Genomic DNA, 23,551 nt, shown 5'->3' on the forward strand with positions numbered 1-23,551 from the left:
CTTTAGGGCGCAGGGGCTGCCAAAGCAGCAACAATGGCATCGGCCACGCGGCTCACGGGACACATCTCAAGACCGGAAATCGCACACTGTTGGCTGTGGGGAATAATGGCACGGCGAAACCCTAGCTTCGCGGCTTCCCGCAACCGTAGCTCAAGTTGAGACACCGCCCGTACTTGCCCGCCTAACCCCACTTCGCCAATGATGACGGTGTGGGGCTGCACCCAGCGATCGCGAAAGCTGGCTACCACTGCAACGGCAACGCCCAGATCCGCTGCGGTTTCCGCTACGGTTAAGCCCCCTGAGGTGGCCACGTAGGCATCAAGCTTAGAGAGGGGAACCCCAAGGCGCTTTTCTAGGACGGCTAAAATTTGCAGGAAGCGATTGTATTCAATGCCAGTGGTAGTGCGGCGGGGGGAGGGGTAGCTAGTGGGGCTGACCAAGCTTTGCAGTTCGACGACGAGGGGGCGGGTGCCTTCGCAGGCCACGATGGTTGCGGTGCCCGGTGCGGGGTCGCGATCGCCCAAAAACAACGCTGAGGGATTGGTGACTTCCACTAAGCCTTGGGCACCCATTTCAAAAACACCAATTTCCTGACTGGCACCAAAGCGATTTTTGACGGCGCGCACGAGGCGGTGACTGGCAAAGCGATCGCCCTCAAAGTAGAGTACCGTATCCACTAAATGCTCCAACACCTTTGGCCCAGCGATCGCCCCTTCCTTGGTGACATGGCCAACAATAAATAAGCTGATGTGATCCCGCTTAGCGAGGCGCATTAAGGCGGCGGTGCCCTCACGCACTTGGGAGACAGAGCCGGGGGCAGCGGTCAGTTGCGGTAAATACACCGCTTGAATACTGTCAATAATGACTAACTGCGGTTGCAGGTGAGCCAGCTCTTGGAGAATAATTTCTAGGTCGGTCTCTGCTAACAAGTAGAGGGATTCCGGTGCAGCGACGGCCAAACGTTGCGATCGCAACTTTACCTGTTGCCCTGACTCCTCGGCACAAACGTAGAGCACCCGCTGCCGAGTGGCTAACTGAGCCGCCATTTGCAGCAAGAGGGTCGATTTGCCAATTCCGGGTTCACCCGCCACCAGCACTAAGGAACCCACAACAATGCCCCCCCCCAAGACACGATCCAGCTCGCTAAACCCAGAGAGGGAGCGGGGGTGCGCCTGCTCCTCAATCGCAGCTAGTGGTTTGGCCGCAAGGGGCTGGGCAAGATGACTGCGACGGGGCGATCGCCGAGTACCCGACTCGGTCGTCAGGGGTGAGGTCACCTGCTCATCCAGCGTATTCCACTGACCACAACTGGGACAGCGACCAAAATATTGCAGCGATTCGGCACCGCACTCGCGGCAGATGTACAGTACCTTCGCCTTGGGCATGGAATCTGCGCGCTATTGCACGCCAAGGAGTTCTACATCAAAAATCAAAGTGGCATTGGGGGGAATCACACCTCCGGCACCGCGCGCACCATAGCCGAGGTCTGGCGGAATAATGAGACGGCGACGACCTCCCACCTGCATGGAGCCAACGCCTTCATCCCACCCTTTAATCACTTGCCCCACACCAATCTGAAACTGAAAGGGCTGACCGCGATCGTGAGAGCTATCAAACACACGCCCATTGGTGAGCATTCCGGTATAGTGAACCGTGACCCGATTCCCCGGCTGGGGTTGTGCCCCCGACCCCACCACTAAATCTTCGTACTGTAACCCCGAGGGGGTCGTGACAACCGTAGAATCACTCATTAGTCCAGCAGCCTCCGTTGATGCCTCCAGCGGCACACTGGCGATTGCTGGCAACGCGATCACCATCCATACCACTACTAGGACAATACCACAGAGCAGTTGGCGCAGGGGACGATGGACAACTACCATGAGCGATTTTTTAACTCCCTAACATCTCGTTCGAGGCGATCAATGCGTCCGCGCAGTTCATCCAGTTCAGACCGTTGGGGCACTCCCAAACTTTCGAGGAACTGGCGAGTTTGCCGCTGAACTGCTTCATCTAGGGTGGCCGCATCCTCCTTGAGGTGAGCGAGGACTTCATCCACCATTGCCTTGGCTTGATCGGCATTGAGCCGTCCTTCCTTTACCCACTGATCACTGACTTGGCGTAACTTTTCTGCCACCAAGGAGGTGGTGCCAACACCGATGAGAAGCAATTGCTGAAGCAAATTTTGTTGGTTCATGGGGCACGCAGACAACGCCTATACTGTATTGTGCCATTGCCCCTAGAGAAATTGGCGCACATCGGTGACTTCCCCAGTAATTGCCGCTGCTGCCACCATCGCGGGACTCATCAAGAGCGTTCGCCCTGCGGCTGAGCCTTGCCGCCCCTTGAAGTTACGGTTTGAGGAAGAGGCACTCACTTGCCGGCCTTGGAGTTTATCGGGGTTCATGGCCAAACACATCGAGCAGCCGGGATTACGCCATTCAAACCCTGCTGCTTCAAAGATGGTATCTAGCCCCTCAGCTTCCGCTTGGGCTTTGACGCGCTCAGAACCGGGCACCACAAAGGCCTTGACCCCGGGCTTGACTTTGCGTCCTTCTAGGACTTTGGCGGCTTCCCGCAGATCGCTGATCCGACCATTGGTACAACTGCCAATAAAACAGACATCGACTTTGGTGCCACGGATAGGCTGACCGGGCTGTAAGCCCATATAATCATAGGCTTCTTGGGCAATGCCTCGCTCTGACTCCGGCAGCATCTCTAGGCTGGGTAAGGTTTCGTCCACAGCAACCCCCTGCCCTGGAGTAATCCCCCAAGTGACGGTTGGGGCAATGGTGGCTGCATCAAAGACCACCACATCATCGTACTCGGCATCCACCTCAGTGCGCAGCGATCGCCACCACGCTACCGCTGTCTCCCAAGCCTCCCCTTGGGGGGCAAAGGGACGACCCTTGAGATAGGCAAACGTGGTTTCATCGGGATTGATATAGCCGCAGCGCGCCCCCCCCTCAATGGCCATATTACAGACGGTCATCCGCTCTTCCATCGACATTTGGGCAACGGTGGTGCCAGCAAACTCGTAGGCATAGCCTACCCCACCATTGACGCCTAGGTGACGGATCAGGTGCAAAATGACATCTTTAGCATACACCCCAGGCGCTAGGGTGCCGTTGACCTCTACCTTGCGCACCTTGAGCTTATTCAGTGCCAAGGTTTGGGTGGCTAACACATCACGAACTTGACTGGTGCCAATACCGAAGGCGATCGCCCCAAAGGCACCGTGGGTTGAGGTGTGGCTATCCCCGCAGGCAATGGTCATCCCCGGCTGGGTCAACCCCTGCTCTGGGGCAATCACATGCACAATCCCCTGCCGCCCGGAGCCAATGCCAAAAAAGGGAATGCCGTGCTCGCGGCAGTTGGCCTCAAGGGCTTGGAGCATCTCCTCTGCTAGGGCGTCCTGCAACGGTCGTGCGAGGCTGTCCGTCGGCACAATGTGATCCACCGTTGCCACCGTCCGCTGGGGGTACAACACCTTTAATCCTCGCTCCCGCAGCATGGCAAAGGCTTGGGGGCTGGTGACCTCGTGGATGAGGTGCAGGCCGATAAACAACTGGGTCTGCCCCGAGGGTAAGGTGCCCACCGTGTGCTGCTGCCAAACTTTATCAAAGAGGGTGCCGCGACTCATAAGGGTTAAGAGAGAAACAAAAAATGTGGATCACTTTATTATATCGGCATTATATCGGCTGCGACGGATGGGAATGCCGAGCCGGAGGAGAGCAACGGGGTCTTGAGGTGGCGCACTAAGATAAAAGAGACACGTTTGGGATGCCTGTCTCATGAACCTGCTAGAACAGTTACGAAAAATGACGGTCGTGGTTGCAGATACCGGAGACATTTTGGCCATTGAAAAATTTACCCCCCGCGATGCGACCACTAATCCCTCGTTGATTACCGCCGCCGCTCAGATGGCCGAATATCAGCCGATTGTTGATGAGACCCTACTCAAGGCAAAAGAGCACCTAGGGTCTGGAGCCACCGCAAAGGAGGTCGTCTCCCTTGCCGTTGACCGCTTAGCCGTGGCCTTTGGGCTAAAAATTTTAAACATTATTCCCGGTCGGGTCTCGACAGAAGTGGATGCCCGACTGTCCTACGATACAGCGGCAACCGTAGCTAAAGCCCGGGATCTCATTGCCCAGTACGAAGCCGCGGGGGTAGGGCGCGATCGCGTTCTGATTAAAATTGCCTCAACGTGGGAGGGGATTCGCGCCGCAGAAACGCTAGAAAAAGAAGGGATTCACTGTAACCTCACCCTGCTGTTTGGGCTACATCAGGCGGTGGCCTGCGCTGAAGCGGGTGTTACCTTAATTTCCCCCTTTGTGGGTCGCATTCTGGATTGGTATAAGAAAAAAACCGGCAAGGACTATCCGCCCAGCGAGGATCCGGGGGTGATTTCTGTCACCCGAATCTATAACTACTACAAGAAGTTTGGTTATGCCACTGAAGTCATGGGCGCTAGTTTCCGTAACATTGGCGAAATTACTGAGCTAGCAGGCTGCGATTTACTGACCATTTCTCCGGCTCTGCTACAGGAATTGCAGAGCACCAACGGCGAGTTACCCCGCAAGCTCGACCCAGCGACTGCCGCTAGTCTCACCATTGAGAAACTGACGATGGATGAGGTGACGTTTGCCCAAATGCATGCCGCTGATGCGATGGCTAGTGAAAAGCTGGATGAGGGAATTAAGGGCTTTACGAAGGCATTAGAAACCTTAGAAGACTTACTGTCGCAACGACTGGCACGACTCGAAGGGGAATCGACCCTGACCCATGCGGCAGAGGAGCTGTTTCATGTTTACGATCTGGATGGTGATGGAATTATTACCCGCGAAGAGTGGTTAGGCACCGATGCGGTGTTTGATGCCCTTGATGCCAATCATGACGGTAAAGTCACACCCGAAGATATGGGTGCGGGCTTGGGGGCTGTGCTGCATTTAGCCAAGGCTCGCTAGCTGACTACGTTGTCAATGCTGCTACGATACTCCTCTGGTTGGCCTATCAGGGGAGTATCTTGCCAAGATATTAATATTAATAGTCTTTAATAGTTTTCGTCTGGGAGATGGCTATGGGGATGTCCCCTCGCACGCTAGCGAACAGTGGAGGTCTATGTCTGGAAGTTTAGAAACCGTTGAACAGGAAGTACTGGCTCTGCAGGGGCTGCTGATGGGTACCCTCCAAGAAATGCGCCACCTCTATGATGCATACCTTCAGGTACTAGCTCCGATCGCCCGTCAGCAGCTTATTACTGTTAGCTACCAAGTGTGCACCCAAGTGTTTCCTGAGCAGTTTCTAACTCTTGAGGAGGGCGATCGCCAACAGTTGCAACAGCGTATTTATCAGCTTGCCCTGAGCCTAGAAGCAGCGATTCTGCGCCTTCAGCCGCACCAGCAGGAAGCGTCAGCCCAAGAGGACGCAGGCGAGGAATCTGCAGCGGCAGTGCCCGATGACTCCGAGGATGAGGCTGAGGATTCTATCGCCCCGGACGACTCCCTACAGAAGAAACTCAGCAAAACCCTGTACCGCGGCTCTCTCAAGATGAATCACCTATTGCAACGTGCCGCAATTTTGCCCCCTGCCCCCATTGCCGTCATCCTAGATATTGCCAGTAAGGCCGAAAATCGTCCTTTGGGTCGCATTCCCCATCTGCTCACGATGATGCTGGAGGAGCAACAAACGCAGGAGAACGCGAACACTGAAGACAAGAGTGCAAACCCGGCCCCTCATCCAATAGCAGCCATCTATCTCCAGTTGGAGGAGTTAGAGTTTCAGCACCCCTCCCTTGCTCATCAGCGCAGTCAGATTCGCGAACTGGAATCCCGGTTGGCCAGCCTGCAACAGCAACTGCATAAAAAACAGCGCCAGTACCTGACCCTGAAAGCCAGCCGTGTCTGGTGGCAGACGTGGAAAGCCAACGAAGCCAACCATTTTCAGGATGCCGCGGACTAGCGTAAGGAGACCCTCGGTGTCACTGGATTGGCCACGCTTACAACGCGCCCTTGCCATTGAAACCGAGCGGGGCTTTTGTAATTTGCAGGGTAAGACCTCCCGCTTTAGCGAATATTTACACCAAGAACTCAGTCAAGCCCCGCTGCAACACCTGCCAACTCAGGTGCGCGATCGCTGGCAACAGACCGCTGCCGCCTACGCAGACTACCCTAACCTCTCCACCCCTGAGCGACAGCACCTTGTGGTGAAAACCCGCCAACTCCTCTACGAGGTGCACAAACAGTTAACGGCTGCACCGCGCCCCGATCCTTGGCAACAATCCCTTGCAAAAATCTCCGGCATTGGCGATCGCACTGCCGATCGCTTAGCCAAACTCGGTCTTTACACGCTGAATGATCTCATCTACTACTTTCCGCGCGATTACATTGATTATGCCCGTCAAGTGGCGATTCGTGAGCTAGAGCCAGGGCAAACCGTGACCCTTGTGGGCACCGTACGCCGTTGCAACTGCTTTACCAGTCCCCGGAATGCCAAGTTAACCATCCTCGAATTGGTGCTCCAGGATCGCAGTGGCCAAATTCGTCTCAGTCGCTTTTATGCTGGGGCGCGTTATGCCCAGCGGGGGTGGCAGGAGCAACAAAAGCGGTTGTATGCCCCGCAAACCACTGTGGCAGCCTCCGGGTTAGTGAAAGCCAGCACCTATGGCCTAACCCTCGATAACCCGGAGCTAGAGGTGCTGGAGCACGCTGGCGCTGAGATTGAGTCTCTGTCGGTGGGGCGCATTGTGCCGGTGTATCCCCTAACCGAGGGGATCTCCCCCGGCATCCTGCGCCGTGCTGTGGATCGCGTGCTGCCCTTGCTGAGCGGGTACCCCGATCCCCTGCCCGCGGCGATCGCCCGTGCCCATGGCTTAATCGGCCTTGAAACCGCCCTGCGGCAGATTCACTTCCCCACGGATCACGACTGCCTCGCACAGGCACGGCGACGGCTCATTTTTGATGAATTCTTTTATTTGCAGTTGAGCCTGCTGCAACGTCGTCGCCAACACCAGCAGCAGCACAGCCCACCCGTTAGCCCTCAAGGGAAACTCATTGAGCAGTTTTATGGCCAGCTGCCCTTTGAACTCACCAGAGCGCAGCAGCGGGTTGTGGCCGAGATTTTGGCAGACTTACAGCAACCGGTTCCCATGAACCGCCTGGTTCAAGGGGATGTGGGATCCGGGAAAACGGTGGTGGCGGTAATTACACTCTTGGCAGCCATTCAGTCTGGCTATCAGGCAGCGCTCATGGCCCCCACCGAAGTGCTCGCTGAGCAACACTACCGTAAACTTCTGGAGTGGTTGACGCCCCTGCATCTGCCTGTAGAAGTGCTGACGGGGTCAGTCCGTACCGCCAAACGGCGACAGATCCTAGATCAGTTAGCCACGGGGGAGCTACCGCTCCTAGTGGGAACCCATGCCCTCATTCAGGACGGGGTAACCTTCGCTCGCTTGGGTTTAGTGATCATTGACGAACAGCATCGCTTTGGGGTCGCTCAGCGCGCCAAGTTGCAAGCGAAGGGGGAGCTTCCCCATGTATTGACCATGACCGCCACACCGATACCGCGTACCTTGGCCTTGACGCTCCATGGCGACCTGGAGGTGAGCCAAATTGATGAACTCCCCCCCGGTCGCCAACCCATTCAAACAACCGTACTAGGACGGGGCGATCGCCCCCATGCCTACGATCTTATCCGCCGTGAAGTAGCGCAAGGCCGCCAAGCCTATATTATTCTGCCCCTAGTGGAAGAGTCAGAAAAGCTAGATCTCAAATCTGCCATTGCTGAACACGACCGTCTCCAGAGCGATATTTTCCCCAACTTTCGCGTTGGCCTCCTCCATGGCCGCATGAACCCTAGCGAAAAAGATACAGCGATTCAGGCGTTTGCCAAAAGAGAACTAGATATTCTGGTGGCCACCACCGTCGTGGAAGTCGGGGTGGATGTCCCCAATGCCACAGTGATGCTCATTGAACACGCCGAACGCTTTGGCCTGTCCCAACTTCATCAACTGCGGGGTCGGGTCGGGCGCGGTCGCTATCCGTCCTTCTGTATCTTGCTCAATAGCTCCCGTAGCGATGCCGCCAAGCAACGCTTAAACGTCTTAGCCCAGTCCCAAGATGGTTTTTTTATTGCTGAAATGGATTTGCGGTTGCGCGGTCCCGGTGAAGTGCTGGGAACCCGTCAATCGGGGTTACCGGATTTTGCCCTCGCGAGCTTAGTTGACGACCAAGACTGTTTGGAGGACGCTCGGCAGGCCGCTGCCGACCTGCTCGCTAAGGATCCAGAATTACAGGCTTATCCATTGCTGCGCTCAACCCTCAAGCAACGGCGCGATCGCCTCCTCGAGGGGATGATGAATTAGCGGTTTCCCACTCTCCTGATCCTTATGTTAAATTTAGTTAAGAATCTGAATAATAAATACCGCCCATGAAAGTCTCTTGGAAAACACTGCTTCTTTGGTCAATCCCCCTACTCCTTGTAGGAGTGTTGATTTGGCAGGGTGCCAGCAACTTTATGCTCAGCCAAAGCCAACCCCCACTCAACACCGCCAGCACCCGCATGAGTTATAGTCGGTTTCTCAGTTATCTGGATGCTGGGCGCATTAGTAGAGTCGATATTTTTGATAACGGCCGTACCGCCATTGTTGATGTGTCTGACCCAGAGCTAGTCAATGGACGACCCTTGCGCGTACGGGTCGATATGCCCGGCACCTCCCCCGAGATTATTAGTAAGTTGCGCGAGCAGCACGTTGAACTAGACGTTCACCCGACTCGCAACGATGGCGCTATTTGGGGTCTGCTGGGTAATCTTCTCTTTCCAATTTTGCTCATCGGCGGTCTCTTTTTCCTCTTTCGGCGCTCGAGCAACGTCCCCGGTGGCCCCGGCCAAGCAATGAACTTTGGCAAGTCCCGGGCGCGTTTTCAGATGGAAGCCAAAACAGGCGTAATGTTTGACGATGTTGCTGGCGTCGATGAAGCTAAAGAAGAACTCCAAGAAGTCGTTACCTTTTTGAAGAAGCCAGAAAAATTCACCGCAGTGGGTGCCCGCATTCCCAAAGGCGTCCTGTTGGTGGGCCCCCCAGGAACGGGTAAAACCATGTTAGCCAAAGCTATTGCGGGGGAAGCCGGTGTGCCCTTCTTCTCCATTTCTGGCTCAGAGTTTGTGGAAATGTTTGTGGGGGTCGGTGCCTCGCGGGTACGGGATCTCTTTAAGAAAGCCAAGGAGAATGCCCCTTGCCTGATTTTTATTGATGAAATTGATGCGGTGGGTCGCCAGCGCGGTGCTGGCATTGGCGGTGGCAATGATGAGCGCGAGCAAACCCTCAACCAGTTGCTGACGGAAATGGATGGCTTTGAGGGCAACACCGGCATCATTATCATTGCGGCAACCAACCGTCCCGATGTCCTCGATGCCGCATTACTGCGCCCCGGACGGTTCGATCGCCAAGTGATTGTAGATGCCCCCGACATTAAAGGCCGGCTGTCGATTTTGAATGTTCATGCCCGTAACAAGAAACTCGCCCCTGAAGTCTCCCTAGAGGCTATTGCTCGCCGCACCCCTGGCTTCACGGGTGCTGACTTAGCCAACCTGCTCAACGAAGCAGCAATCCTCACAGCCCGTCGTCGCAAGCCTGCCATCACCATGCTGGAAATTGATGATGCTGTGGATCGGGTTGTAGCTGGCATGGAAGGCACCCCCCTCATTGACGGCAAAAGTAAGCGCTTGATTGCCTACCACGAAGTGGGGCATGCCATTGTCGGTACGCTGCTCAAGGATCACGACCCTGTTCAAAAGGTCACCCTTGTACCTCGGGGCCAGGCTCGTGGCCTGACGTGGTTCATGCCCTCAGAAGATTCAGGCCTGATCTCGCGATCGCAACTCATGGCACGGATGGCCGGTGCCCTAGGGGGACGTGCCGCTGAATACGTCGTCTTTGGCGATGCAGAAGTCACCACAGGGGCTAGCAATGATCTGCAACAGGTGACTGCTATGGCACGGCAGATGGTCACCCGCTTTGGCATGTCTGACCTTGGGCCGCTCTCGTTAGAAACCCAAAACGGCGAAGTCTTTTTAGGGCGCGATCTAGTCTCTCGCTCAGAGTACTCCGAAGAAATTGCCGCCCGCATTGATGCCCAAGTCCGCGAACTGGTGCAGCACAGCTATGAGTTAGCCATTAAGCTGATCCGTGAACATCGTGTAGTCATTGATCGCTTAGTGGACCTATTGATAGAAAAAGAAACCATTGACGGAGAAGAGTTCCGGCAAATTGTTGCTGAATATACTGTCGTGCCCGATAAGGAACGATTTGTGCCGCAACTGTAGGGTCTTTTTACCCCAGTGTAGTTAACCCTATAGTTGAAATATTTGAGGTGCAGGTATCAAAACTGACACCTCATTTTTTGTGCTTTTGCATATCCTGAGAACTCCATATTTATTAATAAAATATTGCTGCTTATTCCCAGAAAAATGTCCTACTGGCAAGTTGATTTTTATCGCCGCCCCCTGCAAACTCCTACAGGAATTCCTTTGTGGGAGCTTGTAATTTGTGACCCACAGCAGCAGTTTTACTACACGGAATTTTGCCCAGAGCCTTTGGCAACTTCAGTATGGCTCACTCAAGCCTTTCGTAATTGTGGTCAGCCCTTGCCCGATCGCGTTCAGGTGTTTCGTCCGCAAAGTCTAGGTTTAATTGAAGTTGCCTGTCAACGCTTAAATCTACCCCTAGAGGTAACACGACGGACGTTGGCACTCAAGCAATTTCTCTTGCAACGGGCAGCGGCATATCCTAACCTTCAAACTTACACTGGCGCCGCCTACGATCCACTGGCGATCGATCAGCCACCGCCTTTGCCTCTACCCGATGATATCTGGGGAGACTACTGGCAATTTGCCGCCATTAGCCCCGACCAACTGAGCCAACTCATGCAGTACCCGCTGCGAATTTTGTCCTTTGAGATGGATATGCTGCCTGAAAACCTCGGCCTTGCGAGTGATTGTGCCATTCCGGGGATTATTCTTTATGCTGGCCGTAAGTCGTTGAAACTTGCCCGCTGGTTTCAGGAACAGTCGCCCTATCGGCTGGAATTCATTCGGGGTGAACCCTGTGGCGTGATCCTCCACAGTGGCCTGCGCGATCGCTGGGTCTTTTTAACCTTTAGCAATCCAGAGATTGCTGCTGCGGGTGATCTCTTTCGCGATCGCCTCGCCCGCACTCAAGGCTTACACTTTTTCCTGATTCAGCCTGCCGAAAACGATACCACCTACACGGCACTGTGGCTGCTACATCCCCTTGAATACCAAAGCAGCAGTGATTCATAAGGCTTGATCACTAAAAGGATAGGGATAATTTGGCAGCTCTCCAGGCCAACGCAGCATAACCACCTCTTCTCTAACGTGCTCTCTGGTAATGGTTGCCGCACGGGTACGGAAAAGATCGATACCACAGACCTCATAGCCCAATCCACTGGCAATCTCTGCTAAAAGATGACCGGTGCGAATCATCACCCGCAAATAGGATCTCTGATCGCCAACAACGTAGGCAAGATGCGCCCCTGGCCGTAACACATAGCGTAAATCAGCAAGATGCTTAGCCATGCCGCCAAAGTACAACTTAACTGCACGGTGATATAACCGTTCAAAACCGCTGGTTTTTCCTAATTCAATTCGCCGATCTTCAATTTCCTTAGCGATCGCCTGTATGCCTGTATGTTTATTCACCCAGCGATCGTCTGCATCAAGTTTATAGATATTGCGTGTATTAGATCGGATGAGATTTTGCTTAAGTGCACGTAAATCAGCTTTGTTCTTGATAAATCCTAGGAGAACCGATTCTAATCGAGTCGTTCTCGTATAGTCCTTTTCATTAGGATAGGGCGGTGAGGTAATCACTGCATCGATAGACTTGGGTGACAAGGCTGGTAAAATTTGCCGAGAATCCGCACGATAGATTTTACTGGGAACAGACATTAAGGGTGCCAGTTGAGGCAAATCGTTTGCTATCCTGCTGACCTCCTCAAGCCAAGCTTCGACCACTGGTGCATCCTCCTTTTGTTTACCTACACCAACCTCTGGTCCAAACCGCAGATTACTAATTGATGTCACTAGCGCTTTAGCCAAAGCTAACTTAAGATGGCAGGAATAGCTCTGCTCAGGATAGCCTTCAATAGCCTCCAACAAAATAAGGGTCTTATGGAGCGGGAGTGGGCTAATAGAGTTTTTCAAAAGCAGCCTATAACTCTCCTCCGGTAGGGTTCTCAGAGGTTCACCGTGAATTGATATAGCGGCTTGCGCCCGGGTAGCAATTTCGAGGGCTATCTCCAGTAAGGTATGAGGATCCGGCGTCCAATCCCGCTTGGTTGTTCCGGCAAACCATGCCATCGGGTTTGCTTCAATCCCAACACTAGGAATACCTAGTTTCTTACACTCCACGACTGTCGTGCCTGTTCCACAAAACGGATCAAGCACTTGCTGTTGCGAGTTAATTTGAAACTTGGCTAAATAATCTTGCACTAAGTGAGGCGGAAAAGACAGGACAAAGCGATACCAATCGTGAGCCGCAAGATCGTCTAAGCGCACGTGGTTGATTTCAGGCCGGCTGTAGTCCATTCCCTGAGCTGCATTGTTCTGTGGGGGGGGCAGAGTTTTAATAAGATAACTGATGGGAGGGTCAGGACGCTATAGGGGTGGCTCGGCTTGACTTCTCCCCTCCTTGAAAGAGAGGGGATTCCCAACGGATGCTGCGCAACGGGCTGAAGCCGCGTTGCTTCGCTTTTCCCTTGAGCTGTCACCCACAACTTAATGCGGGTGGGGGCAGTCAAAGACCCCCTACTCACCTCAAGCATTTCTGCTATTGGGACTACGTTTATGTTTCGGTTTGTGGTTTCGCCYTTTTCAACACTAGCCAATTCGATACGCTCAACATCCTGCCATTGCTTGCAGTGGTTTAGGCTTGCCGCCAAAGCGGTAGTGACTTACTTGCCGGGATTTCTCCGTACTAGGATGTTTCTTCGCGTAGTTGATACGCCTACTTTCCACGTCTCTAGTTTAACACATAGAGAGGGCTAAAGCCCCCTGAGTTGGCTGTATCCCCTCGCTAAAGCGGAGGGGTTTTAGCCCGCCCACATCACTACTATAAAGTAGTATAAAAAATCCAAACGTCTTTCATCTTGACGTTTTTTGCGCTACGCTGTACAGGCAATTGACTCTTTTGCGGTCATTGGCTGCCCATGTTACCCGCCTCTTCCCTTGCTGCTATGAGTTCCTCGAGTCCTGTAATCGCCCTCAAAGAGATGGTGTCTCGGTTACAGCGCGAGACCAGTAAAATTCAAGAATTATTGGCCTCTCTCAGCTTTGCCCTGCGCAGTTTTAATAACCTCAACCAGTTTTTTGAGTTAATCCCGCTGATTAGCTGCCGTGTCACCGAAGCAGAGGCCGCTGCCTTGGTACTCTTCCGTGCCGACGGTCAAGCACGGCTGGAGCAGCTTCACTGTCATGCCAGTGATCAGTGCCCCAATATCCGCGCCGCCCTAGAAACCGCCACCCGTACCCTAGCCAACAGTGTCGGGATCATGACCACTGATCCCCATGGCGATCGCCCCCGCTTAGAGCATGTGCTCGATCAACAATTGCAAGATCGTCTTCCTGCGGGCATTCAGTTTTACGGCACCACGATTTTGGTCAAAGATACCAACCTTTCAGAGCGCGGACGGCTCTACGTCTTTAGCCAGCAACCCACCTACGAGTGGACAGAAACGCGCCAGCAACTCCTGCAGGTGATTGCCGATCAAACCGCAGTGGCCATTGCCAACGATGAGATGGCTCTGAAGCTGCGCGATCGCCAACGTCTTGACCGCGAACTGGAAATTGGTGCCGAAATTCAGCGCCGCTTGTTACCGCGCCATTGCCCCAAGATTCAAGGGCTTGATCTGGCTGCCGCCTGTCGCACCGCCAGTTGGGTGGGGGGGGACTACTACGACTTTATTCCCATTACCTATGGACTTGCCGATAGTCAAGACATTAGTCAAGGGCGATGGGGGATCGCCATTGGGGATGTCATGGGCAAAGGTGTTCCTGCGGGTTTGATTATGACCATGACTCGGGGAATGCTGCGGGCTGAGGCACTGAACGGGCATCGTCCCAGCCGCATCTTACAGCATCTCAACCGCGCCATGAAGGCTGACCTAGAGAGTTCCCATCGCTTTGTCACCCTCTTTTACTCCGAATACAATCCGCAAACCCGTGTCCTAGCCTTCAGCAACGCTGCTCACTTACCCCCGCTACTGTGGCGGGCCGAAACCGGTACTGTCCAACGACTAGACACCTACGGCATGCTCATTGGCCTCGATGAGCGCACCCAATATCAGCAAGTAGAAGTGCGGCTACAGCCCGGGGACACCGTTGTTTTTTACACCGATGGGATTACCGAGGCCGACAATCCCAAGGGCGATCGCTTCGAAGAAGCACGGCTGGCCGCTGTCCTCGAACGTGCGTGCGCGAAAGGCTTAGATGCCCAAGCCTTGCTCGACTACATTTTTGCAGCAGTCATCGACTTTATTGGTGTGGAAGGGCGCATCAGCGATGACATGACCTTAATTGTGATGCGGGTGATGGATTAAGGCTGCCAACCGTAGCGACGCAAGTTAATGCGGCCATTGGCATTAAAGACCACCCCCTCTGCCTCTAATCGCCAGCGTTGTAGTTCGTCAGAACCGCCGCGGCGCCACGAGAGAGACACCTTCCCTTGGGCATTGACTACCCGATGCCACGGAATGTCTGAATCTGGAGCCACTTGGTATAGCGCATAGCCCACAAAGCGGGCATGGCGTGGCCAGCCACACAGAGCCGCCACTTGGCCGTAGGTGGCCACGTAGCCACAGGGAATCTGCTGCACCAGTTGGTAGATACACTGCTGGAACGTATGGGAGGATGGTTGCTGCATGGTACCCACGCACGGCTTTACAAGAATTTACCTTATTGGGTCAATAACAGGGGTTGAATCAGTATTAGCACGGAGGCAACCAAGAGGAAGAACCCACTAAATTAAGCCTAGTACACGAGTGTACGTGCCCTAATGAGGGATTTCTTTGCACGCTATATTTTTGTGCCGTGTTCGTGAGTGAAACAGCCTGTAACAAGATTAATACATTCAGTTAAGAAATAATGCACAGGAAATCATTGATTTGCAATGACTTAAGAAAATCATATAAGAATGGGAATATACCCTCAGATTCTTGAGAGTCTCAGTTGCAACCTCACCAAAGAGTTTCAACTGCTGGTGCGTTTCTTAGCCACCTTGGGTACAGCGGCTAGGGTTTATTCACCTGTACCACTATGGAGTTTTTTATGACCGTTGGGTTTCGGTTCTTTGGGTTTGACAATCTCTGCCAAGGACGTTAGGTATCCACCTGTTTTTCTGAACCATCTTTGTGGAGTTGCTCTATGACAATGACAAGTTCTCGCCCCCCTGCCGCCTCCGGTAGTTACTTCGGTGCCAACCACCTACTGCAGAAAAAGTATCCGAAGCGCCACCACCATTATGCGCTGTGGGACTTCTTTCAATTTGATAGCGATCGCGGCACCTACACCGATTGGAATAATGCCCGCAACCTCTTGGTCACTGAGGATTTTATTATTGGCTTAATAGAAGGTCTTGAAGAAGAAGTTGGCCCCGCCTCCAGTGTTGTGATGTACAAAATTGGCGAAGAATGGGGCCGCCGAGATGCCCGCTTCTTTCAAGAGTGGTTTCCCAAGGAATACGGCTACGAGCAAGGTCTCAAGCAAATGCGGCTACCCTACGTCCTAGAGGCTTGGTGGTGGCCTTGCACGACCCAAGGATGGGGCAACTGGGAAGTCGATCTCAGTGAACAGAAGCACGGCTTCATGTTTATCAACATTTTTGACTCAGTAGTGGCGCGTACCCTTGGGGATGTCGGTCGCCCCGTCTGCCATCTCTACGCAGGGTTGTTTGCTGGTTTCTTTAGTGGCCTCATTCAAAAAGACCTCAGTTGCATTGAAATCCAGTGCTACGCCATGGGCGAAACCTACTGCAAGTTCCTTCTTGGCAAACAAGATCGCATCGATGCAGCAGCCTTTTGGCAAAACGAAGGGGCATCTGCACGGGATATTGAAAAACGGCTCCGCAGTGGGGAACTTGTCTATGCAACAGCTAAGCGGTAACTGGCAGCAGCGCCCCGTGGCTGAATTCTTGGCGCACCTTAACTGGCTTGGCTTACCTGTGGCAGATACACCCACCCTTGAGCCAGCGTTCATGAACTGGCACACCGTGCGCGTGAGTGAGTTTTGGCAGCGGGTCAATTGGCTTGGATTGGTCTCAAGTGCACCCCCTGCCACCACCAGCCCCACTGAATGGTCACGGTACCACGTCAAAGATTTCTTTGGCCGCATGAACTGGCAGGGGATTGGTGTCATACTTCCTGTCAATGAAACCTTAGCAGCAGGTACCGCAAGCGATAGACCTGTGTCAGCGGCATGGCCAGCTTGGTCTGTGGCCACCTTTTTTGGCCAACTCAACTGGGACGGTCGGCCTGACCAAGCAATTGCCCTTGAACCGGGGGTGTCTCTGTGGCGACGGTCGGTGGCCGAGTTTTGTGCAGGAATCCCTTGGAGCGGTCAGCCCGTCATCGCCCAAGTTAGTAAACCCGTGGTAGATCCTGCGCCCCCAGTTGAACCAGAGTTCACCCTGTCTGACCTGTCTACTCTGTTCTAAACGCTTGTTTAAGGAGTTTTAAGGAGACCCCTATGCATACCGAATTAATGAACCTCTACTACAAAGCCGAAGAAAACTACCTCAGTAATGTTGACATCAAAGTCCTGCGGCATCATGTTGAATCCCTGCAACAGCGGCTACACACCTACGAGTTTTTGCGGGATCATGAGGTTGAGATTTTCCAACCCGTTGCTGACAAACTCCAAAAGAACTATCCTACGGAAAACCCCCGCACCCTTGAGGAAGTGCTGCGGCAGTCGATTGCCCTATTGCGCTACGCGGCCATGGCCATGCTCCTGAATAATCCTGAATTTTTACAACACCGCCTCTTGGAATGGCTGACGGGAGTTGTCAATGCTCATCAAACCCAAACGGTGTGGACCAGTTGCCACGACCTCTTGAGTGCCCGCCTCAAGGAAATGCTCACCGATGCTGAGCAGGATTTAATTTTGCCCCTGTTGGATCATGCCCAAGCTACCCTTGTGGGGATCCCTGCGGTTGTTAGCGTTCAATCCTAAGCCTGCTATCTTGAGAGTTTTTAAGAGGATGTTCTATGATTTCTGTTGCTGATCTGGTCAAAGACCCTGTTTTACCGGGTAACTATTTTGCTGCTGATGCCTACGTTCAGGGGGATTTTGAAACAGGGCTGATTGAAAATCGCAAAGGTGCCCGCTTAATTGCCCTGCCGGATGTGCTGTTGCAAGCGATCTACACAGGACTCGATCACGAAGTCGGCCAAGCCACTGGGGTCGTGTTGTTTAACTGTGGTCGCTGGTGGGGCAAGAATTTTTACCGTCGCTTTGTGGAAGATGTGAGCGAGTACTATGGTCGCCCGCTGGCGGAGATGGAAATGATTGAGTTTTTGCAGTGCCTTAAGGAATGCTGGAAAACTCATGGCTGGGGCACCCTGGACTTGGATGTTAGCTTTTATCAGCAGGGCTTTTTGGTGGTGAAAACTTGGGACTCCGCGTTTGCAGAGGCTGCGCCCAAGGCTACTGGTCAGCCGCAGTGTTTTGCTGAGGCTGGCATTCTGGAGGCCTTCTTTAGCCAACTCACGGGTCGGGATCTCCATTGTGTGCAAACGGCCTGTGAAACCCTTGGCGCAAGCAATAACTATTTTGTGTTGGGGTTGCGGGAGCGGGTGGAACCTGCTAAGGCATGGTTACAGGAGGGGCAGGATCACAACACGGTTATGGAGCGGCTCTGCCGCACCCAGACTGCTTAGGGCTATCATTCAAAATGAATGATACGGACGGATATTGAGGAGCACACAGCAGTGGCAAAAGTTGTAAAACTCGAACCCATTTCTCGGGAAACGACCATTAACACCAACGATAATTTGCTGTCTGCGCTGTTGGACTCTGAACTACACGTCCTCAAAGAATGTGGTGGGCGGGGGATGTGTGCCACCTGCCACGTGTATATCAAGGAAGGGATGGAAAGCCTCTCGCCGATGACTAAGCGAGAGCAGCGCACCTTAGAGGTGATTACAACCGCTAATACATCGTCGCGTCTTGCCTGCCAGGCGCGGGTTCTTGGCTCAGGGGTGGTGGTGGAGTTACCCTCAGGGATGTACGTCAATGCAGTGGAGGATATTGAATCCCTGATTGGGCGGCGGGCAGAGCAGGATATTCTGCATCCTCTGGATGGGCGCATTTTGGTGGAAGCGGGTAAGCTGATTACCCGGACGATGATTACCCAGCTAAAAGATACCCAAGTGCAAGTGGGACAATTTCTTGCCAATACGTCGGATGCCTAGGGCAGCCGTCTGTTTACAAGTTTATAGGGAGCTAAACCATGGAAAATCGTGATTTAAGTGCAAATCCTATCCCATCTGTACCAAAAGCAGGGGGTTTTGAGCTGTTGGAGTCGGGGGCAACTGGGTTGACGGTGCTTCTTTCCATTGCAGCCGCAGTAACTCAGCAAACCATTTTGACGGCGATCGCCCCGCTGCCATTATCCTTGGCGGTGGGCCTAAACCTTGTCAGCCGCAAGACACTGAACGCGAGCCTTAAGGAATTTGCTGAGGCACAGCGCGAACAGATGGCTCAAGTGATCGAGTCTCAGGCAACGCAGCAGTCGAACCTGACAAACCTGACCTTTGCTCTGAGTCAAGTGCGCGATCGCCTCGAAGATGTGCAGCAGCAAGTACTTCAGCTCAACCAAGGGACGCGGGATCTTCACGATTACACCCGCATTCTGGATACGGAGCAAAAACAAATTGAAGAGGTGCTCGACTGTCTGCGGGAAATTGAGAAGAATACTCAAGTGATTCAAACGGATCCAAGTCATGCAAAAGCCTACTATAACCGCGGCCTAACCCACCAACGCCTTGGAGATGCAGAAGCAGCGGTGCTGGATTACTCAGAAGCTATTCGCATCAACAATGCCTATGCTAAGGCATACCACAATCGTGGGGTGGCACGCTCTACCCTAGGCGATCGCAAGGGTGCCGTCGAAGATTTGCGAACCGCTGCTAAACTGTTCTTTGAAAGTGGTGATATTGCCAGTTATCAGCGGGCACGGGATTTAGCCAAACGCATCCACGAAGTAGGCAGCGCTGAGCAGGCGGAGAAGGAAGTTCCCCTAGAATTGCTCTTTTCCTGAAAAACCTCAACGTTGCTAAATTTGATCTGTATTTCACCTAGCGCAACAGCGAATAAAGGTTGGAGTCCTTGTTGTTAACCCTTGTTGTTGAGGCCCCTTGCTACTCACGGCTCACGCTGCCCAAACCTCTCGTTATCGGCTCTTGGATGTAGCCGGGCAGGGGCAGTATGGGCAAGTGTATGTCGGTGTGAACCGCGAATCTGGGGAACTGGTTGCCATTAAGGTGCTCAATGAGCGACACTTGCTCACCCGCGGGTTCTTACGGGAACTCAACTTCTTGCTGACGCTGCAGCATCCTCATGTGGTGAGTTGTCAGGCCATTGACTATATTCCTGCCCGCCAGCAGGGGCAGATGCAGTACCGCAGTTTAGTGATGGACTATTGCGTGGGCGGCACACTGCGATCGCTCCTTGAACAGGAGCAAAGCTTACCCTTGACAACCGCATTACGCATTATCCTTGATATTTTGTCTGCCCTCAGCTATGCCCACCATCGGGGCATTATCCACTGCGATCTCAAGCCCGAAAATATCCTGCTAGACCTGCAACCCACGGGCTGGCACGCCAAGGTTTCGGATTTTGGGGTGGCGCGGCTCATTGAAGATGTCACAGGCACCGGCCAGACGGGTTCCCCGGCCTACATGGCACCGGAGCGCTTTTACGGCCAAACTTCTCCTGTGTCGGATCTCTACGCTGTCGGTATTTTGCTTTACGAAATGGTGGTGGGCGATCGCCCCTTCCATGGCACCCCTGCCGAACTCATCGCAGCACACTTGAGCCGTCCTTACACACTACCGGAGAATATCCCATTTCTAGTCCGCAACATTATTACCAAGGCGTTGGATAAGCTGCCCCAGCGACGCTATAAAACCGCAGCGGAAATGGCTTTAGCCGTACAACTGGCCTTGGAAGTCACTGATGCCGAACAGCAGCAGCAATCACTCCTGTTTTCGCGCTCCCCCGCAGCCTATCTCCTATCACCCCCTCAGGGGCACCGCTTAGCCAGCCTCCCACGACAGCTGCTGAGTACTGAATCTGCGGTCTATGGTCTCATAGGCGATCAGCTCATTGCTTGGTCAGCAGCGCAGGGTATGCCAGCGATCCAGCAGCAATGGCCTGTGACGCAGCAGACGACAGAGATTTTCACCAGTCAGTCAAGCTGTTGGTTACGGTTGAGCCTGCCAACACCACAACTGCTGTGGGTACAGGACAACATCATTCCCGTACCCTGTCCCCTCTCAATGGCTGCCCATACCTTCGCCATCGATGCGAGTGGCTACTGGTGTGCAGAAACCCTTGTCCACGAGCAACAGCTCCTACTGCACCTCCATCTACTCCATGGGGTACGGCAGCAAACCCTTGTTTGGGATTGGCATGGCGGCGAATGGCTCGGTACATTCCTCCTTAACCGTCGTTACGGTCTGGTGGTCAGTCGCTACCAGTGTCCCAAAACGGAACACATCAGCACCCAGTTTGATTTGTTTCAGCGCCGCGGGCATTGGTTACTGCAAACGCAACTGCCGGTAAACTTGAGCCTCATAACCCCTGCACTACAACGGGAGTGGCAGCTTGCTGCCTTTGAAGATCATCCCCAGCAGCCTTTGCTGGTGCTGGTGAATTTTCGACCGTGGCGCGTGCAACGCTTAGGGCTACGCTTTCGTCCGCGGTTTCTCTGCTCAACTCCATGGGGGTATGTGGTGGCAGGTCGCCGCAGCCTGAACGTTGTAACCTACCATGGCGAAATTGTTGGCACTGCCGAAAGTGAGCAGGAGATTCACGGTGTGGGCTTTACTGGCGATCGCCAATTGTGGCTCATTCGCAGCAGCGATCAAAGCTACGTTTTAGAAACATGGGATATTACAACTTGGGATATTGATTTGATCCTCTAATCCCTACGTTTTACCAGCACAAATCAGCGCACCCTCTAGTCGGTTTCGCTGAATTCCATTACAATAGTTTACAGTTATTAAACTTTAAGTAAGTTTCTCTAAAAAGTGTTTGCCGTGAACTTTTTATGGCATTTCTCTGTCACAAGGGCATCGCTCTTTTCTGATAAAACTTGATCCTGATAAAATCGCAGATAAAACTGTACTTGTAAATCTAAATCTTTGTTACCAGTGATGCGTATATCTAAGCGACCCTAATTCCATTATTCATGGTGTTGTCAACCGATTGATCTTTCTCTAGGTTACCTCTCTATGCTCCCCCATCAAGAACGTCTTTCTATTTTTATCGATGGGAATAATATGTTTTATGCCCAGCAAAAGAATGGCTGGTTTTTTGATCCTCGCCGCGTGCTTGAATTTTTTACGCGGGAGCCTAATATCGTCCTTGTGAATGCATTTTGGTACACCGGCCTCAAGGACAGCCAAGATCAGCGATCCTTTCGGGATGCCTTGATTAACTTGGGCTATACGGTGCGCACCAAACTGCTCAAGGAGTACTACGACGACAGTATTGGCAAATACTCCCAAAAAGCAAATTTAGACATTGAAATCGTCATTGATATGTTTAACACTGTTGGCCAGTACGATCGCGTTGTTCTATTCAGCGGTGATGGTGACTTTGAGCGCGCCATCGAATTACTCCGGTCAAAAAATACTCACATTACTGTTGTTTCGACAGAAGGCATGATTGCCCGCGAACTGCGTAACGCCACTGATCGCTACATTGACCTCAACAAGATTCGCACGTTCATTGAAAAGATTGATATTCATTCCTCTTGACATACTCCCCATGCCTAAAGGCAGGGGATTCTTGTTCTTGGTTCTGCGACAGCACTTACCATTTCGGGTTTCCCCTCCACGGCAGCGGTGCTTATCTCCCCAAGCGTTCCCCCTTTCGGGGCAGTTCCCTTTTGCCCAAAGGTACTGTTAAACCAACCAAAAAAACTTAGGTTGTTTTCTAGCCGTTAGGCTATTGGGTTTTTAGAGAGGTTGATTACCCTTACCTCTGGTTTTAGTTTAAACTAAAACCACTCTAAAAGACGAGTTTTTAGACCCAAAATTTTCGATAACACAACATGCGCCTTCATATCCCCATGCCTGAAGGCAGGGGCTTTACGGCGTTTTCGGTAATGGTGTCCTTCATTCACAGTAGCCGAATTGGGACTCTTGCTCAACGATCCCGTACTAACCGAATGGGTGCCACTAGGTTGACGGCAATTACTTCAAAGCGATACTGAGGAGTCAGTGCGTGGGTTTCCTAGGTTCCGTCCATATACAACAGCATATCTAAGACTTCATCTACGATCGCGTCGACCACCGTTTCTATGCCTGCCAAGTTAGATAGATCTACCTGTACCCATTCGCCTACCGGAGCCGAAGTGCAGGACACCGCCAATAGGCGATCGCACTGATCCACCAAATGGCCTGCAACCGCAAGTCCAATACCGCGACTTGCACCCGCCACCAAAACCGTCTTAAAAGGAAAAAGGTAAAAGGAAAAAGTAAATGAAGGATATACGGGAAAGGGCGTTTGAGTTTGCAGTGCGGATTGTGAAACTCACTACTGGCTCAGACTTTTTTTTGAGCCGACAAAGGTTTCCAACTCATCGAGTTTTGCTACCTCAGGACTTGCTTCAGGGTCATTAGCATTCGGCAACTATATTATCCAATGCCCCTTGGACGCGCCTAATACCCACAAAGGTAGTTAGTTACACCGGACGCTGGCGAACATAACACAGGCCGCAAACTCCCCAAGAGTGTAACTCAGTGGCTGGGGTGGGACACTGACACACTGGGCAGGTGCCGAGCGATCGCGATCGCTGTTGTACTTGCTGTTGCCAACGCTGAAACGCCTCTTGAGGTGTTTTGGCCGGATTCTGAAGTTTTGGCAAGGTAGTGGCTCGTTGCAACGGAGTAGTGGTTGCAGGGGGGGCAGGGCGTGGCGCCGACCAGTAGCGATGGGAAAAGCGAATATCCTGAAGCTCAATGCCAAGGGTGTGCTGAATCTTGGCTAAGAGTTGCGATCGCAAAAATGTGAGGTGGTGTGCCCAGGTACTGCTGGCTACTGCCACCGTCAGGATTCCCTGTGCGTTCAGATTAACCGGAAATGACTGTTGCGCAATTATTTCACCAGCAATATGAGGCCACTGCTCAAGTAATCGCAAAAAATGCTGCGGCTGCTGCCATTCGCTTGTCTGCCCTAGGCGATCGAGAAGAGTGGCTAAAGAGGAGTAAGCCATCGTTGAGGAGCAAGATAGGGGTCACCACAATTTTAG

The 23,551-nt window shown here is 52.9% G+C and carries 22 protein-coding genes; 14 read left to right on the top strand and 8 right to left on the bottom strand.

The window, feature by feature from the left end; all coding sequences use genetic code 11:
• Window positions 1-2: 2 nt before the first annotated feature.
• From radA to leuC, 4 genes are read right to left on the bottom strand one after another with little or no spacing between them, the layout of a single operon-like run.
• A complete protein-coding gene (radA, locus tag L5470_RS10300; RefSeq protein ID WP_499499845.1) occupies window positions 3-1,385 on the bottom strand; it encodes a DNA repair protein RadA in 1,383 nt (460 codons plus the stop codon).
• A gap of 12 nt (window positions 1,386-1,397) precedes the next feature.
• On the bottom strand, window positions 1,398-1,880 hold the full coding sequence (locus tag L5470_RS10305; RefSeq protein WP_099799129.1) for an FKBP-type peptidyl-prolyl cis-trans isomerase: 483 nt from the start codon (window positions 1,878-1,880) through the stop codon (window positions 1,398-1,400).
• Window positions 1,874-2,194, bottom strand: coding sequence for a phasin family protein (locus L5470_RS10310; RefSeq protein WP_499499847.1), 321 nt, complete (start codon window positions 2,192-2,194; stop codon window positions 1,874-1,876). The genes L5470_RS10305 and L5470_RS10310 overlap by 7 nt, the downstream gene beginning before the upstream one ends.
• 42 nt (window positions 2,195-2,236) lie before the next feature.
• Window positions 2,237-3,640, bottom strand: a complete 1,404-nt coding sequence (gene leuC / locus L5470_RS10315; RefSeq protein WP_099799127.1) for a 3-isopropylmalate dehydratase large subunit — start codon at window positions 3,638-3,640, stop codon at window positions 2,237-2,239.
• Between the two features lie 151 nt (window positions 3,641-3,791).
• On the opposite strand from leuC, the gene L5470_RS10320 reads away from it, so the two are divergent.
• The 5 genes from L5470_RS10320 (at window position 3,792) to L5470_RS10340 (ending at window position 11,316) form a co-directional block, all read left to right on the top strand.
• The gene (locus L5470_RS10320) at window positions 3,792-4,964 is read left to right on the top strand and encodes a transaldolase (RefSeq protein ID WP_099799126.1); all 1,173 of its coding nucleotides are present in this window, start codon (window positions 3,792-3,794) and stop codon (window positions 4,962-4,964) included.
• 154 nt (window positions 4,965-5,118) lie between these two features.
• Window positions 5,119-5,958, top strand: coding sequence for a hypothetical protein (locus tag L5470_RS10325; RefSeq protein ID WP_099799125.1), 840 nt, complete (start codon window positions 5,119-5,121; stop codon window positions 5,956-5,958).
• Window positions 5,945-8,359 carry an ATP-dependent DNA helicase RecG gene (gene recG / locus L5470_RS10330; RefSeq protein ID WP_499499850.1) on the top strand — a complete coding sequence of 805 codons (2,415 nt, stop codon included), beginning with the start codon at window positions 5,945-5,947 and terminating at the stop codon, window positions 8,357-8,359. The genes L5470_RS10325 and recG overlap by 14 nt, the downstream gene beginning before the upstream one ends.
• Before the next feature lie 65 nt (window positions 8,360-8,424).
• Window positions 8,425-10,320 carry an ATP-dependent zinc metalloprotease FtsH2 gene (gene ftsH2, locus L5470_RS10335; protein WP_499499852.1) on the top strand — a complete coding sequence of 632 codons (1,896 nt, stop codon included), beginning with the start codon at window positions 8,425-8,427 and terminating at the stop codon, window positions 10,318-10,320.
• Window positions 10,321-10,464: 144 nt separating this feature from the next.
• Window positions 10,465-11,316, top strand: a complete 852-nt coding sequence (locus tag L5470_RS10340) for a Tab2 family RNA-binding protein (RefSeq protein WP_499499854.1) — start codon at window positions 10,465-10,467, stop codon at window positions 11,314-11,316.
• Here the strand turns inward: L5470_RS10340 and L5470_RS10345 are convergent.
• Complete coding sequence (locus tag L5470_RS10345; RefSeq protein WP_499499856.1) at window positions 11,311-12,603, bottom strand: DNA methyltransferase; 1,293 nt, start codon at window positions 12,601-12,603, stop codon at window positions 11,311-11,313. The genes L5470_RS10340 and L5470_RS10345 overlap by 6 nt on opposite strands.
• Window positions 12,604-13,250: 647 nt before the next feature.
• Between L5470_RS10345 and L5470_RS10350 the strand changes: the two genes are divergently transcribed.
• Window positions 13,251-14,612: a PP2C family protein-serine/threonine phosphatase gene (locus tag L5470_RS10350; RefSeq protein WP_227517386.1), complete on the top strand. Its 1,362-nt coding sequence runs from the start codon at window positions 13,251-13,253 to the stop codon at window positions 14,610-14,612.
• On the opposite strand, the gene L5470_RS10355 is transcribed toward L5470_RS10350, so the two are convergent.
• Window positions 14,609-14,935 (bottom strand): MGMT family protein, encoded by a 327-nt coding sequence (locus L5470_RS10355; protein ID WP_448513853.1) that lies wholly within the window; start codon window positions 14,933-14,935, stop codon window positions 14,609-14,611. The two genes, L5470_RS10350 and L5470_RS10355, sit on opposite strands and share 4 nt — an antisense overlap.
• A gap of 500 nt (window positions 14,936-15,435) precedes the next feature.
• Here L5470_RS10355 and L5470_RS10360 point away from each other — a divergent pair, with 500 nt between their 5' ends.
• The 8 genes from L5470_RS10360 to L5470_RS10395 all read left to right on the top strand — a co-directional run bounded on the left by L5470_RS10360 (window position 15,436) and on the right by L5470_RS10395 (window position 22,055).
• Window positions 15,436-16,173 (top strand): V4R domain-containing protein, encoded by a 738-nt coding sequence (locus tag L5470_RS10360; protein ID WP_448513852.1) that lies wholly within the window; start codon window positions 15,436-15,438, stop codon window positions 16,171-16,173.
• Complete coding sequence (locus tag L5470_RS10365) at window positions 16,154-16,723, top strand: hypothetical protein (RefSeq protein ID WP_198406027.1); 570 nt, start codon at window positions 16,154-16,156, stop codon at window positions 16,721-16,723. The genes L5470_RS10360 and L5470_RS10365 overlap by 20 nt, the downstream gene beginning before the upstream one ends.
• 32 nt (window positions 16,724-16,755) lie before the next feature.
• Window positions 16,756-17,241 (top strand): bilin-binding protein, encoded by a 486-nt coding sequence (locus L5470_RS10370; RefSeq protein WP_448526550.1) that lies wholly within the window; start codon window positions 16,756-16,758, stop codon window positions 17,239-17,241.
• Window positions 17,242-17,276: 35 nt separating this feature from the next.
• Window positions 17,277-17,948: a V4R domain-containing protein gene (locus tag L5470_RS10375; protein WP_448534486.1), complete on the top strand. Its 672-nt coding sequence runs from the start codon at window positions 17,277-17,279 to the stop codon at window positions 17,946-17,948.
• A 51-nt stretch (window positions 17,949-17,999) separates the two neighbouring features.
• Complete coding sequence (locus L5470_RS10380; protein WP_099799938.1) at window positions 18,000-18,482, top strand: 2Fe-2S iron-sulfur cluster-binding protein; 483 nt, start codon at window positions 18,000-18,002, stop codon at window positions 18,480-18,482.
• A gap of 38 nt (window positions 18,483-18,520) precedes the next feature.
• The gene (locus tag L5470_RS10385) at window positions 18,521-19,330 is read left to right on the top strand and encodes a tetratricopeptide repeat protein (RefSeq protein WP_499499859.1); all 810 of its coding nucleotides are present in this window, start codon (window positions 18,521-18,523) and stop codon (window positions 19,328-19,330) included.
• Window positions 19,331-19,427: 97 nt separating this feature from the next.
• A complete protein-coding gene (locus L5470_RS10390) occupies window positions 19,428-21,218 on the top strand; it encodes a serine/threonine-protein kinase (protein WP_499499861.1) in 1,791 nt (596 codons plus the stop codon).
• Window positions 21,219-21,527: 309 nt separating this feature from the next.
• Window positions 21,528-22,055 carry a LabA-like NYN domain-containing protein gene (locus L5470_RS10395; RefSeq protein WP_499499863.1) on the top strand — a complete coding sequence of 176 codons (528 nt, stop codon included), beginning with the start codon at window positions 21,528-21,530 and terminating at the stop codon, window positions 22,053-22,055.
• A 478-nt stretch (window positions 22,056-22,533) separates the two neighbouring features.
• Here L5470_RS10395 and L5470_RS10400 read toward each other — a convergent pair whose 3' ends face one another.
• Together L5470_RS10400 and L5470_RS10405 are read right to left on the bottom strand one after the other, a co-directional pair.
• Complete coding sequence (locus L5470_RS10400; protein ID WP_499499865.1) at window positions 22,534-22,743, bottom strand: hypothetical protein; 210 nt, start codon at window positions 22,741-22,743, stop codon at window positions 22,534-22,536.
• Between the two features lie 241 nt (window positions 22,744-22,984).
• On the bottom strand, window positions 22,985-23,515 hold the full coding sequence (locus tag L5470_RS10405) for a DciA family protein (protein WP_099798675.1): 531 nt from the start codon (window positions 23,513-23,515) through the stop codon (window positions 22,985-22,987).
• Window positions 23,516-23,551: the final 36 nt, after the last annotated feature.

Source organism: Synechococcus sp. PCC 6717, from assembly GCF_022698185.1.
Taxonomy (GTDB): Bacteria; Cyanobacteriota; Cyanobacteriia; order Thermosynechococcales; family Thermosynechococcaceae; genus Thermosynechococcus; species Thermosynechococcus lividus.

Coding starts and splice junctions, on each gene's coding strand:
- recG (WP_499499850.1), top strand. CDS start 5,945: ATGCCGCGGACTAGCGTAAGGAGACCCTCGGTGTCACTGGATTGGCCA.
- L5470_RS10345 (WP_499499856.1), bottom strand. CDS start 12,603: ATGGACTACAGCCGGCCTGAAATCAACCACGTGCGCTTAGACGATCTT.
- L5470_RS10340 (WP_499499854.1), top strand. CDS start 10,465: ATGTCCTACTGGCAAGTTGATTTTTATCGCCGCCCCCTGCAAACTCCT.
- L5470_RS10325 (WP_099799125.1), top strand. CDS start 5,119: ATGTCTGGAAGTTTAGAAACCGTTGAACAGGAAGTACTGGCTCTGCAG.
- L5470_RS10355 (WP_448513853.1), bottom strand. CDS start 14,935: ATGCAGCAACCATCCTCCCATACGTTCCAGCAGTGTATCTACCAACTG.
- L5470_RS10350 (WP_227517386.1), top strand. CDS start 13,251: ATGAGTTCCTCGAGTCCTGTAATCGCCCTCAAAGAGATGGTGTCTCGG.
- L5470_RS10370 (WP_448526550.1), top strand. CDS start 16,756: ATGCATACCGAATTAATGAACCTCTACTACAAAGCCGAAGAAAACTAC.
- L5470_RS10310 (WP_499499847.1), bottom strand. CDS start 2,194: ATGAACCAACAAAATTTGCTTCAGCAATTGCTTCTCATCGGTGTTGGC.
- L5470_RS10305 (WP_099799129.1), bottom strand. CDS start 1,880: ATGGTAGTTGTCCATCGTCCCCTGCGCCAACTGCTCTGTGGTATTGTC.
- L5470_RS10395 (WP_499499863.1), top strand. CDS start 21,528: ATGCTCCCCCATCAAGAACGTCTTTCTATTTTTATCGATGGGAATAAT.
- leuC (WP_099799127.1), bottom strand. CDS start 3,640: ATGAGTCGCGGCACCCTCTTTGATAAAGTTTGGCAGCAGCACACGGTG.
- L5470_RS10375 (WP_448534486.1), top strand. CDS start 17,277: ATGATTTCTGTTGCTGATCTGGTCAAAGACCCTGTTTTACCGGGTAAC.
- ftsH2 (WP_499499852.1), top strand. CDS start 8,425: ATGAAAGTCTCTTGGAAAACACTGCTTCTTTGGTCAATCCCCCTACTC.
- L5470_RS10385 (WP_499499859.1), top strand. CDS start 18,521: ATGGAAAATCGTGATTTAAGTGCAAATCCTATCCCATCTGTACCAAAA.
- L5470_RS10360 (WP_448513852.1), top strand. CDS start 15,436: ATGACAATGACAAGTTCTCGCCCCCCTGCCGCCTCCGGTAGTTACTTC.
- L5470_RS10320 (WP_099799126.1), top strand. CDS start 3,792: ATGAACCTGCTAGAACAGTTACGAAAAATGACGGTCGTGGTTGCAGAT.
- L5470_RS10405 (WP_099798675.1), bottom strand. CDS start 23,515: ATGGCTTACTCCTCTTTAGCCACTCTTCTCGATCGCCTAGGGCAGACA.
- L5470_RS10365 (WP_198406027.1), top strand. CDS start 16,154: ATGCAACAGCTAAGCGGTAACTGGCAGCAGCGCCCCGTGGCTGAATTC.
- radA (WP_499499845.1), bottom strand. CDS start 1,385: ATGCCCAAGGCGAAGGTACTGTACATCTGCCGCGAGTGCGGTGCCGAA.